10 protein-coding genes are annotated in these 14161 nt (G+C 60.1%); 8 read left to right on the forward strand and 2 right to left on the reverse strand.

Annotation, left to right across the window (positions count from 1 at the left end; genetic code table 11):
- The first annotated feature begins 64 nt into the window (after positions 1–64).
- From AC57B6_RS22320 to AC57B6_RS22355, 8 genes are all read left to right on the forward strand, one after another.
- Positions 65–1102 carry an aldo/keto reductase gene (locus AC57B6_RS22320; protein ID WP_496422128.1) on the forward strand — a complete coding sequence of 346 codons (1038 nt, stop codon included), beginning with the start codon at positions 65–67 and terminating at the stop codon, positions 1100–1102.
- The gene (locus AC57B6_RS22325) at positions 1099–2538 is read left to right on the forward strand and encodes an NAD-dependent succinate-semialdehyde dehydrogenase (protein WP_028196050.1); all 1440 of its coding nucleotides are present in this window, start codon (positions 1099–1101) and stop codon (positions 2536–2538) included. Before AC57B6_RS22320 ends, AC57B6_RS22325 begins: the two co-directional genes overlap by 4 nt.
- Before the next feature lie 127 nt (positions 2539–2665).
- Complete coding sequence (locus AC57B6_RS22330) at positions 2666–4051, forward strand: MFS transporter (RefSeq protein WP_496422129.1); 1386 nt, start codon at positions 2666–2668, stop codon at positions 4049–4051.
- A gap of 362 nt (positions 4052–4413) precedes the next feature.
- Positions 4414–4977 (forward strand): fimbrial protein, encoded by a 564-nt coding sequence (locus AC57B6_RS22335; protein WP_025496028.1) that lies wholly within the window; start codon positions 4414–4416, stop codon positions 4975–4977.
- Between the two features lie 82 nt (positions 4978–5059).
- Positions 5060–5803, forward strand: coding sequence for a fimbrial biogenesis chaperone (locus AC57B6_RS22340; RefSeq protein WP_025496029.1), 744 nt, complete (start codon positions 5060–5062; stop codon positions 5801–5803).
- A gap of 134 nt (positions 5804–5937) precedes the next feature.
- Entirely contained in the window at positions 5938–8667 is a 2730-nt protein-coding gene (locus tag AC57B6_RS22345) for a fimbria/pilus outer membrane usher protein (RefSeq protein WP_496422130.1), read from the forward strand.
- A 37-nt stretch (positions 8668–8704) separates the two neighbouring features.
- Positions 8705–9736 carry a fimbrial protein gene (locus AC57B6_RS22350; RefSeq protein WP_496422131.1) on the forward strand — a complete coding sequence of 344 codons (1032 nt, stop codon included), beginning with the start codon at positions 8705–8707 and terminating at the stop codon, positions 9734–9736.
- Between the two features lie 306 nt (positions 9737–10042).
- Positions 10043–11644: a peptide chain release factor 3 gene (locus tag AC57B6_RS22355; RefSeq protein WP_025496032.1), complete on the forward strand. Its 1602-nt coding sequence runs from the start codon at positions 10043–10045 to the stop codon at positions 11642–11644.
- 87 nt (positions 11645–11731) lie between these two features.
- On the opposite strand, the gene AC57B6_RS22360 is transcribed toward AC57B6_RS22355, so the two are convergent.
- A complete protein-coding gene (locus tag AC57B6_RS22360; protein ID WP_281664050.1) occupies positions 11732–12895 on the reverse strand; it encodes a fimbrial protein in 1164 nt (387 codons plus the stop codon).
- 142 nt (positions 12896–13037) lie between these two features.
- Positions 13038–13907 carry a LysR substrate-binding domain-containing protein gene (locus AC57B6_RS22365; RefSeq protein WP_046572043.1) on the reverse strand — a complete coding sequence of 290 codons (870 nt, stop codon included), beginning with the start codon at positions 13905–13907 and terminating at the stop codon, positions 13038–13040.
- Positions 13908–14161: the final 254 nt, after the last annotated feature.

The following is a 14161-nucleotide window of genomic DNA, read 5'->3' on the forward strand; positions in this document are numbered from 1 at the left end:
GCGCGCCGTGAGTGCCGCGCAATCGACGGCGCAACTGGATGCGATCAGCAAGGAGATAAGCACGATGGAATACATTCGCCTCGGCCAATCGGGCCTCAAAGTTTCGCGCCTGTGTCTCGGCACGATGAATATGGGCACGCCGCAATGGAAGCCGTGGATTTTCGACGAGGCGCAAAGCGAGCCGATCGTGCGCCACGCGCTCGAAGCCGGTGTCAACTTTATCGACCTCGCTGATTTCTATTCGACCGGTGTCGGTGAAGAAGTGGTGGGCCGGATTCTGAAGCGCATCGCACGCCGCGAGGAAATTGTCGTGACGACCAAGGTTGGCTACGACATGGGCACGTATCAGAACGCCGGTGGTCATTCGCGCAAACACATCATGGATGGTATCGACGCTTCGCTTACGCGGCTCGGCATGGATTACGTCGATATCTACATGCTGCATTTCTTCGACGTGAATACGCCGGTCGAAGAAACCATGGGCGCGTTGAACGATATCGTCCGCGCCGGCAAGGCCCGCTATATCGGCGTGTCGACGATGTACACGTGGCAGTTCGCCAAAATCATGCAGGTGTGCGAGCGCAACGGCTGGCACAAGCCGATCAACATGCAGTTGCAACTGAACCTTGCCTATCGCGAGGAAGAGCGCGAAATGATTCCGTACTGCCAGGATCAGGGCGTCGGCGTGTCGGTGTTCAGTCCGTTGGCGCGGGGTCTGCTGACCTGCGAGCCGAATTCGACGCGTAACCAGACTGACTTCTTCACTGCGCAAATGTATGGCGATGTGGCTTCGCGTGAGATTGCCGCTTCGGTGGCGCGGGTGGCCGTGCGGCGTGGCGTGTCGGCTGCGCAGATCGCGCAAGCCTGGGTGCTGAATCACGGCGGCGTGGCGAGCATGCTGGTGGGCGCGGATACGCCGGCCCAATTCGATAGCGCATTGGCCGCGTTGAGCACGAAGCTGTCCGACGACGAACTGTTCGAACTCGAGCGCAATTACACACCGTGCGATCTGATCAACGACTACACCGCCGGCAAACGCATCGCGCGTGAGCCACGGCTTGCGCAAGGCAGCTTCGTCGAAACTTTGGAGAAAGCGGCATGAATGAGTTTTTGCGGACTGGCCACTATATCGGTGGCGAATGGTACGAAAGTGCGACGCGGTATCCCGTCCTGAATCCGGCGACGGGTGAGGTCATCGCTCAAGTGGCCAAGGGCGGCGCTGCGGAAACCACCCAGGCCATTGCAGCGGCCGAGCGTGCGCTTCCTGCATGGCGGAAACTCACGGCGAAAGAGCGCGGTGCCCGCGTCAGGCGATGGGGTGAGTTGATGCTCGAACACCGCGAGGCACTGGCCGAACTGCTGACGCTCGAGCAAGGCAAGCCGCTCGCGGAGGCGCGCGGCGAAGTTGGCTACGCCGCGAGTTTCTTCGAATGGTTCGCGGAGGAGGCAAAGCGCAGTTACGGCGACGTGATTCCGAGTCCGAATCCCAACGCGAAAATCATCGTGACGCGCGAACCCGTGGGCGTGGTCGCGGCGATTACGCCGTGGAATTTCCCGCTCGCCATGATTACGCGCAAGGCCGGACCGGCACTCGCGGCGGGCTGCACTATGGTGCTCAAACCGTCCGAGGAGACGCCGTTGTCGGCGTTCGCATTGGCGGTGCTCGCTGAGAAGGCCGGGATTCCGGCCGGGGTGTTCAACATCGTGTCCGGCGATGCGATCGAAATCGGCGGCGTGCTGACGGCGTCCGAGGTGGTGCGCAAATTGTCGTTCACCGGTTCGACACGCGTCGGCAAACTGCTGGCGAAGCAATCGGCGGACACGCTAAAGAAGCTGTCGCTGGAGTTGGGTGGCAACGCGCCGTTCATCGTATTCGACGATGCTGACCTCGACGCGGCCGTGCAAGGCGCGATGGCATCGAAATTCCGGAATACCGGGCAAACCTGTGTCTGCGTGAATCGCTTTTACGTGCAAGACGGCATTTACGACGCATTCACGCAGGCGTTGACCGCGGCGGTGCGCAAGATGCGCGTCGGCAATGCGTTACAGGGCGATGTCGAGCAAGGTCCGCTGATCAATCAGGCGGCGCTGCGCAAGGTGGAAGCGCACGTTGCCGACGCGCTGCAGAAAGGCGCGACGGTGCTGACCGGCGGCAAGCCGCATGAGCTCGGCGGCACGTTCTACGAACCGACGGTATTGGCGGATGCATCCGGCTCGATGCTGATCGCGTCGGAAGAAACCTTTGGGCCGGTCGCGGCGTGTTTCCGTTTCCACACCGAAGAAGAGGCGATCGCGGCTGCGAACGACACGCCGTTCGGCCTCTCCGCCTATTTCTACACACGTGATCTGGCGCGTGCATGGCGGGTCGGCGAGGCGTTGGAAAGCGGCATGGTCGGCATCAACGAAGGCATCTTATCGACCGAAGTTGCGCCGTTCGGCGGCGTCAAGCAATCGGGCCTCGGGCGGGAAGGGTCGAAGTACGGTCTCGACGAATACACCGAACTGAAGTACATGATGATGGGCGGCCTGCGCGGCTAGCCCCGACTCAGGTGCTCATGTGTCCGCCGCGCGTGGCGCAGCCTGTGCGACGGACATGCGCGGCCATTGCGGGTGAATGATGCCATGTCGCCCGCGTAATGGCCGTCAACATAACGAAGGAGACACTGTGAGTAATCAGGATTCCCAGGTGGCCGCCATCGGTCTCGTTGCCACTCCGCCGCGCGCCGCGATACCCTCGGCGCACGCAGCTATTCCTCTCGACGACGTTCCGTTGAACGCGTTTCATATCAAGATCGCGGGTTTGACCTTTGGCGCGCATTTTACCGAGGGCTTTGCGCTGGGGACGATCGGCTATGCGCTCGCGTCGCTGAACCGGCAGATGCCGCTCGACGCTTTCTGGATGGGCATGATCGGCAGTTCCGCGCTGATGGGCATTTTTCTCGGCAGTCTTGTGTTCGGCTGGCTGTCGGATCGTCTCGGACGACAGAAAATCTTTCTGCTGAGCTTCCTGATCATCACCTTGGCGGCTTTCGCGCAGTTCTACGTACGCTCGCCTCTGGAGTTGTGTTTGCTGCGTGTGCTGATCGGTTTCGGGATGGGAGGCGACTTTGCCGTCGGGCACGCGATTCTCGCTGAATTTTCGCCACGCAAGCATCGCGGCACCTTGCTGGGGTCATTCAGCGTGGTGTGGACGATTGGCTACGTGGCGGCCAACGTACTCGGCATGCATTACGCGGATGCCTCTCCGGACGCATGGCGCTGGCTGCTCGCATCGGCTGGCTTCCCGGCCTTGCTGGTGCTGATTCTGCGCATGGGCACCCCCGAGTCGCCGCGCTGGCTGCACGGCAAGGGACGCGCCGAGGAAGCCAAGGCGATCGTGTTGAAGCATTTCGGTGCGAACGTGACACTCGACGGCGCGCATGACGACCACACGCAAATGCCTGGCGGCTTTATGCGTCTGTTCAAAAAGGACCTGATTCGCCGGACGATTTTCAATTGCGCGTTCTTTGTCTGCCTTGTGATCCCGTATTTCGCGATCTACACGTTTCTGCCGACCATCCTCAAGGCGATTCATTTGAACAATGATTCGGGCGCGGATTTCCTGCTGAACGGCTTTCTCGTGCTTGGCGCACTGATCGGCATCTGGCTGACGATCAAGTTGCCGCGGCGCGTGTTTCTGATCGGCTCGTTCGCGGTGACGTGTTTGTCACTGATTGCGTTGAGTGTGCTGCCGGAATCGGCGACGCTTGGCGTGATCGTGGCGTTTGCGTTGTTCACGCTCACGATGTCTGCATTCTCTAATCTGGTGGGCGTGTTTCCGCCGGAGTGCTTTCCGACCGAAGTGCGCGCATGTGGGGTCGGGCTCGCCATTGCATGTAGCCGGCTCGGATCCGCGGTCGGCACGTTCCTGCTGCCGCTCGGGATCGTACAGCTTGGTTTTCACGCCACCATGATGGCGCTGGCGTTTGTTTTGTTCGTCGGGATGATGGTGTCGATTGCGTGGGCGCCGGAGACCAGGCATTTGACTTTGAACGAGGCAGCGCGCGGATAGCGCGGCACTGCATTATCCCGGTTCCTGGAGAGCCCGAAGCGTCTGAATGACGCTTCGGGCTTTTTTCGTTGGTGCCCAGCGAATTGCACTGCTTCGCGTCTCATAAATAGGAACTTGTCAGATAAACCCGAAAAGTTCGGAAGAACAATCTTAAAAATTAAGAATGCTCTGAGATACACCTGTAAGGCAAAACCCTAACATTCAATTACGCCCTGAACATGATTTCAATCGCAACTGAAGGACAGCCATAACTGGCGGTGCCAAAAGACATTGAAACGGCGAAGGCGAGCGACGAATGAGTGATGAGCACAGATTCGTCGTCGAATTTGACCACGACCTTTTAACCAAGTGGAGCAGTAACAATGAAAAAGTCTTTCCTCCCTACGCTCGTCGTCGCAGGCAGCCTGTTGGGTCTCGCATCGATCGGCGCTCACGCAGCTGACGGCACGATCACGATTACCGGCACGGTGTCGGATAGCACATGCTCGGTCAACGGCGCAGCGGCCGGTACGGCTGCCGACAAGGCCATCGTACTGCCGGCGGTTTCGGCCAACTCGCTGGCTGCTGCAGGTGCTGTGGGCGGCACGTCGAGCCCGACCGACCTGGCCTTCAGCCTGAGCGGCTGTACGGGTACCGCGACCAAGGCGGTTGCACGTTTTGAAAACGGTCCGAACGTCGATCAAACCTCCGGCTATCTGAACAACCAGGCGGCAGGCGGTGCAACCAACGTGCAAGTGCGTTTGCTGAACGCGAACATGCTGCCGATCAATATCACCACGGGCGCGAACAACGACCTCACCAACAACGGTGCGACGATCGCCAGCGGTAGCGCGGCGCTGAAGTACTTCGCTCAGTACTACTCGAAGGGCGGCGCCACCGCAGGTGCCGTGAACACGTCGGTGCAGTACACGATGCAGTACCAGTAATACGGCGAACGGAGGCGTTCGCATATGCGAGCGCCTCTTTTTTGCGGCTCTATTTCGAGATTGATCAAAAAAGGTGAATGACATGAAAGTGCTCGGTCGAATGGCGATAGGACTCGGTTTTGCCTGTGCGTTGCTGGCAGGCAGCGCAGATGCAAGCGTGACGATCGGCGGAACGCGTGTGGTGTATCCGCTCGACCAGCGCGAAGTGACAGTCAAGCTGGATAACGACAGCCGCGAGCCGTCGCTGGTCCAGGTGTGGATGGACGAAGGCAATGCCGATGCAAAGCCGGGCGATATTCACGTGCCTTTTGTCATCACGCCGCCGATTTTCCGGATGGACCCGCGGAAGTCGCAAACACTTCGCGTGATGTACAGCGGAGAAGCATTGCCGACGGATCGCGAATCGGTGTTCTGGCTCAACGTGCTGGACATTCCGCCGAAGGCGGCCAACAGCGGCGAACAGAACGTGCTGCAACTGGCATTCCGCACCCGTATCAAGGTTTTCGTGCGCCCGTCGAAGCTGCCGGGCAAGCCGGAAGAGGCACCCGCACAGTTGAGCTGGAAGGTCGTGCCGTCCGCGGATGGCAAGGGACAGGCGGTCAGCGTTTCGAATCCGACGGCGTATCACGTGTCGTTTAGCGAGATCGACGTCGTCAGCAGCGGCCACACGTTCAAGAACGAAACGGGCGGCATGGTTGCTCCGCATGCCACCGAGGTATTTCCAATCGCGAAGATGAATGCGGTTGGTGCAGGCTCGACTGTTCACTTCACCGCGATTAGCGACTACGGCGGCGCGATGCCGGGCGAGGCGCAACTCGGTCAGTAAGACGAAGGCCTGACGCGAGGCGGCGCCCAGCCGCCACCTTCTCCAAACAGTTTTCACAGACAGCGCGAGTTGCTCCGGCAACTGGCAAGGGGCGACTCACGCCTGCTGTTTGCCAAATTGAAGTCAATCGAATCATGAAACTCTCACCTCACTATCAGTCACATGTTCGCGCCGGCTCCCAGCATGGCCCGTTTGGGCTGAACCCGGTCACGGCCGTCGTTTTGATGGCTTTCGGGGTGGTGGGAGCGTTTCAATCGGTAACTGCAAAGGCAGCCGAACCGGACCAACCCACCACGGGTGTCATGTTCGACACGACGTTCCTGAGAACCGATGCGTCCCAACCCGTCGACGTCGCGCGCTTCGCGCATGGCAACAATGTATCGCCGGGCGTTTACATGGTCGACGTGTGGCTCAACGGCACGCGCGTGGCGCGCGAGGAAGTGCGCTTTGTAGCGCAGCCCAATGGCGATGGCGCGCGCGCGTGTCTCAGCCGCAAGCTGCTGCGCAACCTCGGCGTGGACTTCGCGAAGGTCGTGGCGGATACCGGTGCAAAGACTGGCGACGCCGCCGACGTTCATGAAGGCAAGAGCGGCGGCGAATCGAAGCGCGAAGCCGACTCGACCGGTACCGCCGGTTCACATGCCGTTAGCGAAAATGAATGCGTCGATCTGACCGCCGTGGTGCCTGAATCGTCACTCGACTTTGATTTCTCGGAGCAGAAGCTGACGCTCTCGGTGCCGCAAAAGTACATGAGCAATGCGGCGCGGGGCTATGTGCCGCCGGAAATGTGGCAGCAAGGCGTCAATGCCGGTTTTGTTAGCTACAACGCGAATACTTATCGTACGGATGGTTCGGGCGCACATTCGACACAGAGCTATCTGGGCCTGAACGCGGGCGTGAATATCGGCTCCTGGCATCTACGCCATCAGTCGTCGTTGTCCGCGGGAACGGGGCAGGGCACGCAATTCGACAACATCGCCACCTACTTGCAGCACGACGTGACGAAGCTGCGTTCGCAGGTCACGCTGGGTGACAGCAATACGACCGGCGACGTGTTCGACAGCGTCGCGTTCCGCGGCGCGCAGATTGCCACAGACGACCGTATGTTGCCCGAATCGCTGCGCGGCTATGCGCCGGTGGTGAGAGGCGTGGCGGAGTCGAACGCTCGTGTGACCGTGCGTCAGAATGGACAAGTGATCTACGAAACCAGCGTTTCGCCTGGCCCGTTTGAGATCAAGGATCTGTACGCGACCGGCTACGGCGGTAACCTCGACGTGATCGTGACCGAGGCGGACGGCCGTACCAAGAGTTTCAGCGTGCCGTACGCGTCGGTTGCACAGTCGCTGCGTGCGGGGACCACGCGTTTCTCGGTGACGGCCGGCCAGTTGCGCAATCAGTTTCTCGAGACAAAGCCGAACTTTGCGCAGTTCACATTGCAACGTGGCCTCACGAACCTCGTTACCGTCTATGGCGGCGGTATCGCGGCGAACGGCTATATGGCGGGTAACGCGGGCGCGGCACTCAACACGAAGTTCGGCGCATTTTCCGCCGACATAACCGGCGCGCAGACTCAGGTGCCGCAGCAAGGTTCGCAGCAGGGTACGAGTCTGCGGATCGGTTACAGCAAGTTTATTGACCCGACCAACACCAACATTGCGGTCGCTGCGTACCGTTTTTCGACTTCGGGCTACCTGAACCTCGCTGACGCTGCGTCGGTGCGCGACCTGGCTTCGCACGGCGGCGACATCAACACGGTGTTTCGCGAACGCAATCGCCTACAGCTCACGGTCAACCAGAATTTCAAGGACAAGGGCACGGTGTTTCTGTCCGCGTCGTCGCGCCAATACTGGAATCGCAACGGCAACGACACGTTCTATCAAGCCGGCTATACGAACAGTTTCAAGTACGGCACATACAGCATCACGGCGGGACGTACGCGCTCATCGAACGGCGCGCTGTCGAACGAGTATTTCGTCAGCACAACGATTCCGTTGGGCCATAGCCAGCATGCGCCATTGCTGTCGACCAACCTGTCGAACAGCTCGGGTGGCAGCACCAACATGCAAGCGAACCTGAGCGGTTCGCTGGGCGACAACAACGAGTACTCGTACAACGCGTACGGCACGTATGGTCATAGTAGTGGCAGCAACACCGGTAACGCTGGCGTGAGCGCTGTCTACCGCGCGCCGTATGCACAAATCATGGGTTCTGCGAGCACCGGTTCGGGGTCGAGCCAGGTTTCGGCTGGCGTGAGCGGAACAGTGGTCGCGCATCCGGGCGGCGTGACCTTGTCGCAGACGGTGGGCGATACGTTCGGCATCGTGTCCGCACCGGGCGCGGCCGGCGCGGCTGTTTCGAGCGCAGCGGGCGTGAAGCTCGACAGCCGTGGCTATGCGGTCGTGCCTTACCTGACGCCGTATGCGGTGAATACCGTCGACATCGACCCGAAGGGCACCTCGACGGACGTCGAATTCGAATCGACCTCGGAGCAAGCCGTGCCGCGCCTGGGTTCGGTGGTGATGCTGAAGTACAAGACCGTGAACGGCCGTGCGGCGCTGGTTCGTGCGCCGATGCTGGGCGGCAAGGCGTTGCCGTTTGGCGCTGACGTCACCGACGACGCCGGTCACACCGTGGGTGTGGTCGCACAGGACAGCCGGATTTTCGCGCGCGGCTTGCAGGATCAAGGAGCGTTGTTTGTGAAGTGGGGCGCAGCGGCGTCGGAGCAGTGCCGGATTGATTATGTGTTGCCGAAGTCGAGTGGGAAGGCGGGGGCGGCTTATATGTCGGTGGAAGGGCATTGCGTGGGTGAAGCGGGCGCGAGAAGTGCGGACGCGGGCGCGCCGTCGCAGCGCGCAATCAATTAAAGAGGGCGGTATTGTGTGCGAACGAAATGATCAAAAAATGGGTGGCCGGTTTGTTGCCGCGTGGCGCCGTGTTTGCGGCCTGGTCGTTGTGGTCGTGGCGATGTTCTTCGCAGCGACATCGGCACATGCGACGTTGTCCTGCGCCGGCTATAGCAACACCGGCAACGCGATCAGCGCAGGCCGAGTCATTGTTCCCCCCTCTGTCGCCGTTGGCACAACTGTCGCCACCTTGCCGGTCCTGTTCACCGTTGCGGGTTGTTTTGGCGCGATAGCCGGCGACCAAGTCATCTACACCATGCACACGTCCGGCGCGTTGGCGGCGGGCTTCAACGACGTCTATCAGACGAACATTCCGGGTATTGGCATTCGATATCAGGTTCATCCGCGATGCCCTGGGGCAACCAACCCCGGGACGCTCGCCAATAACGGCATCCAGTCGGTCTGCACGATGCTGCTAGGCACTAATGGCGGGCTGGGGTGGGATTTTTATCCCAGTCTGGTTGTAACCGGCGCCATTCCAGCGGGCGGGACGGTGTTGACCACCGTACCCACGGTTGTGGTGGGTTGGCAGATGGCAGGACAGGCAGAGCAGGCTCTGGCTAATTTTTACACCGGCGCCGCAAGCGGCACGATTGTCACGCCGGCGTGCACTGTGACCGAGACCGCAAAGTCCGTCGGGCTTCCGCCGGTGCTCACCAGTTCAATGGCATCCGGCGTCGGAGCCGTGGCGGGCACCCAGTCATTCTCCCTGAGTTTCATGTGTTCGGCCGGTGCGAACGTCTACATGACGCTGTCAGACGCGGTCAATCCGGCAAACCGCACGACCACGCTTGCGCTTGCGTCGGACTCCACGGCCAAGGGCGTCGGAATTCAGGTCTTGAATACCGCGGGATCGCCTGTTACGTTCGGGGCGGATTCATCGGCAAGCGGAAATCCGGGGCAATGGTTGATCGGCGCATCGGTGAATGGGCCGCTCAACGTGCCGTTAAGCGCGCGCTATATCCGCACGGGCGCGGTTTCGGCGGGATCCGTCAAGGCTCTGGCGACGCTCACCATGTCGTACCAATGAAGGCGGCAACCTTGCACTGCCCGACATGGGCGGGTTGCGGCGGCGGGCGGCATTTCGCATAGCCTTTTCTTACGACCGTCCCCATGACGTGTATCATTCGCTCCTTGCGCCGTTCTGCGCCGGCGAGTCCTGCTTTCTCGAACGCTCGTTCGTGACCCGTTTCCCGAGCGGCCCTGCGCCCCTTGCGACGCGGGTTTTCGTCTTGCTATCGAAGCGCCGTGGCGCGAGGCGAGGCGGATCGACTGCGACGAGCAGCCCGCAGCCGCCGCAGACCGCCCGAACCCCTATCCGTGACCGCCAGACCCGATGTCAGTCTCCGAACTCAAACGCCGCCGCACGTTCGCGGTCATTTCCCACCCGGACGCGGGCAAAACCACGCTTACTGAAAAGCTGCTGCTGTTCTCGGGCGCGATTCAGATCGCCGGTACCGTGAAGGGCCGCAAGAGTAATCGCTACGCGACCTCGGACTGGATGGAGATCGAAAAGCAGCGCGGCATTTCCGTCGCCAGTTCGGTCATGCAGTTCGAGTACGGCGATGCCGTCATCAACCTGCTCGACACCCCGGGCCACGAAGACTTCTCGGAAGATACGTACCGTGTGTTGACGGCGGTCGACGCCGCCGTGATGGTGATCGACGGCGCCAATGGTGTCGAAGCGCAGACGCTGAAGCTGCTCGAAGTCTGCCGCAGCCGCAAGACGCCAATCGTTACCTTCATCAATAAGCTCGATCGCGAAGTGCGCGAGCCGCTCGAACTGCTCGACGAGATTGAACAGCATCTGGGCGTCGCCGCCGTGCCGTTCACGTGGCCGATCGGTATGGGCAAAGACTTCCAGGGCGTCTACGACATCCAGCGCGACCAGGTGCGCCTGTTCCGCGCCGGGCAGGATAAGGCAGGTGGCGAAGTCGAAACGCTGCATGCGCTCAGCGACGAAGAAGGCGAACGGCGCTTCGGTCATGCCTGGGTGAAGGCAAAAGAAGAGATCGACCTGATCACCGGGGCTTCGCCGGATTTCGATCGCGAGCAGTTTCTATCGGGTCAGCAATCGCCGGTGCTGTTCGGCTCGGCAATCAATAACTTCGGCGTGAAGGAAATTCTCGACGCGCTGGTCGATCTGGCGCCGCCGCCATCGATGCGTATGACGGTGCAGCGTCCGGTGATGCCGGACGAGCCGAAGTTCACCGGCGTCGTCTTCAAGGTGCAGGCGAACATGGACCTGGCACATCGTGACCGCGTCGCATTCATCCGCGTGTGTTCTGGGCATTTCGAACGCGGCATGGCCGTGAAGGTCACGCGCACGAACAAGACCTTCCGCGCCAACAACGTGGTGACGTTCCTGTCGCAGCGCCGTGAGACGGTGAGTGAGGCATATCCGGGCGACATCATCGGTATCCCGAATCACGGGACGCTGAGTCTCGGCGATACGCTGACCGAAGGTGAGCAATTGCAGTTCGTCGGTTTGCCGTTTTTCGCGCCGGAAATTTTCCAGACTGTTGAAGTGGTCGATCCGATGCGAGCCAAGCAACTCGGCGAGGCGCTGAAGCAACTCGGTGAGGAAGGTGCTATTCAGGTGTTCCGGCCGGAAGTGGGCGGCTTGATGATTCTCGGTGCGGTCGGGCAGCTTCAGTTCGAAGTGGTGTCGCACCGGTTGTCGACGGAATACAAAGTCGACGTGCGGATGGCGCCTGCGCGTTACCGGATGTCGCGTTGGGTGACTTGCGACGATGCGGCGGAATTGCGCCGTTTCACCGATTCGTATGCGGCGCGGATCGCTTTGGATGCATCGGATGCGCCGACGTATCTGGCGTCGCATGTGTCGGAGATCGAGGTCGCACAGAAGGCGTGGCCGAAGATTGTGTTCAACGAATTGCGCGAACATTCGGGCGCGCCATTCAAGAAGGCGATGTAGGCAGGATATGTCCGCGCTTTCACGCGGACGCTGATAGATCATGCAAGGCCCCGTCGAGTGACGGGGCCTATTTCGTTTACGCCTGTTTCACTGATACGACATGGTGAATGTCGCCGTGCCTTTAACAATGCCTGGAACCAATGTTCCCGGCGTCCGGATGTACTGGACGGTCAGTGGTACGTTCATGGCGCCGCCCGCAGCGGTACCGGCTGACCATTGATTGACGTTGGCCGCACTGGACGAGTCGGGCCCGTATGCAACTGGTGTCGATCCGTTCAGGATTTGCATGCCGACGCCAGTCGCCGATGAGCCTGGCGCAAGCCCCAGCGTGGTCGAACGGTTGGACACGTCTGATGCGTCAGTTAAGGTCACCTTGACATTGGTTCCTTGTGAGCAACTGAGACCGATTTTCATCGGCGTCGCTCCTGAGGTCGCACCTGTGGTGCTCAAGTCCTTGGCGAAGACTTTCGGTAAGGTTACGTCAACCGAGGAAGTGGTCACGCTACAGGAACGCACGGTGACGGTTCCGTTTACCGCAATACCTGAAAGCGACAATTGATTTATACCGTCCGTCATTGTGAACCAAGAGGCAGCGCTATAAGACAGGGCATTACCACTGCTGACGTTGATCGGACCGGTTGCCACCAGGTCGATGCGCATTTGGAGATAGCCCGTTCCGTATGCACCAGCGCTCGGAAGCGTATAACTCCATGACACCGGCGCCAGGGTAGCCGTAGTCGGTGTGTTGTAGTAGGTCGTACTGGACCATACGTAGACGCGCACGCCGATGCCGGGAATATTCGTTGGATATATGCCGGCATTTCCGCTCCCCGACATGACGATAGACGAGGTTTGCGTGCGGCTGATATCGCAGTTAGCAGCTTGGTGCGCAATGAGCGTGTCATACGGGGCCGTCTTCGTGGCTAGGACGGTGCCAACAGCCACATTTGCAGGCACGGTTATGCTGCCCATGGCAATGTTGGCTGACGCGTAGCTGCTGCCTTGGAAAGAACAGGCCGCGCTGGCTGAGAGGCTCGTACCGATGCCCAGCAGACATGTGGCCATTGCCACGATGTACCGTGCCCGTCGCCGAGGGTTCAAGCTTGTTTTCGCGGGAAAGATACTGAAAAGCGTATTCATAATGGAATCACTTTGGATTGAGTCTCGCTGAAAGGCAATGCGCTGGATGTCTTGTGTGTGAAGTGCCTTAGTTGCTTCTTTCGGCACATAACCGCTCTGCTCTTCAAGCAAATTGAGAACGGTGACTGGGATTAAAAATTCCCTGGCCCGATCAGGTAATTCCGATATTGAACCGGCGACATCTCAATAAACATCGGAATATTCTCAATTTGTAGGAATATTCCGATCTGTTCGTCCCGAAACCCAAGACGCCTCACCCCATCTTCAAAACCTCTTCCCGCATCCACCCCGCAAACGCCTGCACGTACTCCAACCCGGCATGCTCTTGCGCCACGTCGAGCCAATACCCAAACGGCCCCGTCACCTCGATATCGGAAAACAGCGCGAGACTTCCATCGGCCAGTTCCTCGACGATCATGTTCCGATCGACGATCGCCAGCCCCGCACCTTTGCGCGCAGCGCGGATCGCCTGCTCGAGCGTTGAAAACTCGATGCCATTCTCCGCGTAACGCGCGGGCATGCCGGCCTTCGCGAGCCAGTTGGGCCACAACTCGAGTCGCGTATCGTTATGCAGGACATGAAGCGCCGGCATGTGTTCGAGCAGGATGTCGAGCGGTTGACCGAGCAGGCTCGGCGCGCCGACCAGCACGTGACGCTCGATCATCAACAGTTCGGAATGCGCATCGGGGAGCGCCTCACGTCCAAAGCGGATGTTGCAATGACAGTCCGCGGTGGGCGCGGTGCGCACGGAGAGTTCGACGTCCGGCATTTCGTCCGCCAGCGATCCAAGCCGCGGCGAGAACCACTGCGTCGCAAATGTGGGCGGTACCGCCAGCACGAGGCGGCGTTTGCCTTTCGCTGCGGTGATCTGACGGAAACCACGCTCGATCGTATCGAAGGCGTCGGAAAGGCAGGGCAGCAGTTGCAGGCCCGTCGGCGTCAGGCGGATACCTTTGTGATCGCGCTCAAACAGTTTTTCGCCGAGCGATTCCTCGAGCAGCTTGATCTGCCGGCTCACCGCGCCTTGTGTCACGCAAAGGGCAACCGCCGCGCGATTGAAACTCATGTGACGCGCCGTTTCTTCAAAGAAGCGCAACGCGATCAGCGATGGCAAGCGCCGCATAACTCACCTTCTATTTCTTGTGGTCATCCGCGCAAACGCCGTGGATTCAGAGGCAAATCTCAGACCCAGGCGTGGGCGGAATCAGGTTGTGCTGCATCGCCGGCGGCGCGTTGTCTCCGACGCGCTGCCTAGTTCACCGCGTCACGGTGAACCGGCGATTTTCAAGGCAAACCGCTTTCATAGCGGCCTCAGAATTGTCGCATCGAAGGTCGCCGCTTTGCCTAATCGCGATAAAAAACTCCAATGTAGGTTGA

The sequence above is a fragment of the Paraburkholderia sp. BGA-UO-ETr-F12 genome (genome assembly GCF_059567945.1).

Coding starts and splice junctions, on each gene's coding strand:
- AC57B6_RS22320 (WP_496422128.1), top strand. CDS start 65: ATGGAATACATTCGCCTCGGCCAATCGGGCCTCAAAGTTTCGCGCCTG.
- AC57B6_RS22325 (WP_028196050.1), top strand. CDS start 1,099: ATGAATGAGTTTTTGCGGACTGGCCACTATATCGGTGGCGAATGGTAC.
- AC57B6_RS22335 (WP_025496028.1), top strand. CDS start 4,414: ATGAAAAAGTCTTTCCTCCCTACGCTCGTCGTCGCAGGCAGCCTGTTG.
- AC57B6_RS22340 (WP_025496029.1), top strand. CDS start 5,060: ATGAAAGTGCTCGGTCGAATGGCGATAGGACTCGGTTTTGCCTGTGCG.
- AC57B6_RS22345 (WP_496422130.1), top strand. CDS start 5,938: ATGAAACTCTCACCTCACTATCAGTCACATGTTCGCGCCGGCTCCCAG.
- AC57B6_RS22350 (WP_496422131.1), top strand. CDS start 8,705: ATGGGTGGCCGGTTTGTTGCCGCGTGGCGCCGTGTTTGCGGCCTGGTC.
- AC57B6_RS22355 (WP_025496032.1), top strand. CDS start 10,043: ATGTCAGTCTCCGAACTCAAACGCCGCCGCACGTTCGCGGTCATTTCC.
- AC57B6_RS22365 (WP_046572043.1), bottom strand. CDS start 13,907: ATGCGGCGCTTGCCATCGCTGATCGCGTTGCGCTTCTTTGAAGAAACG.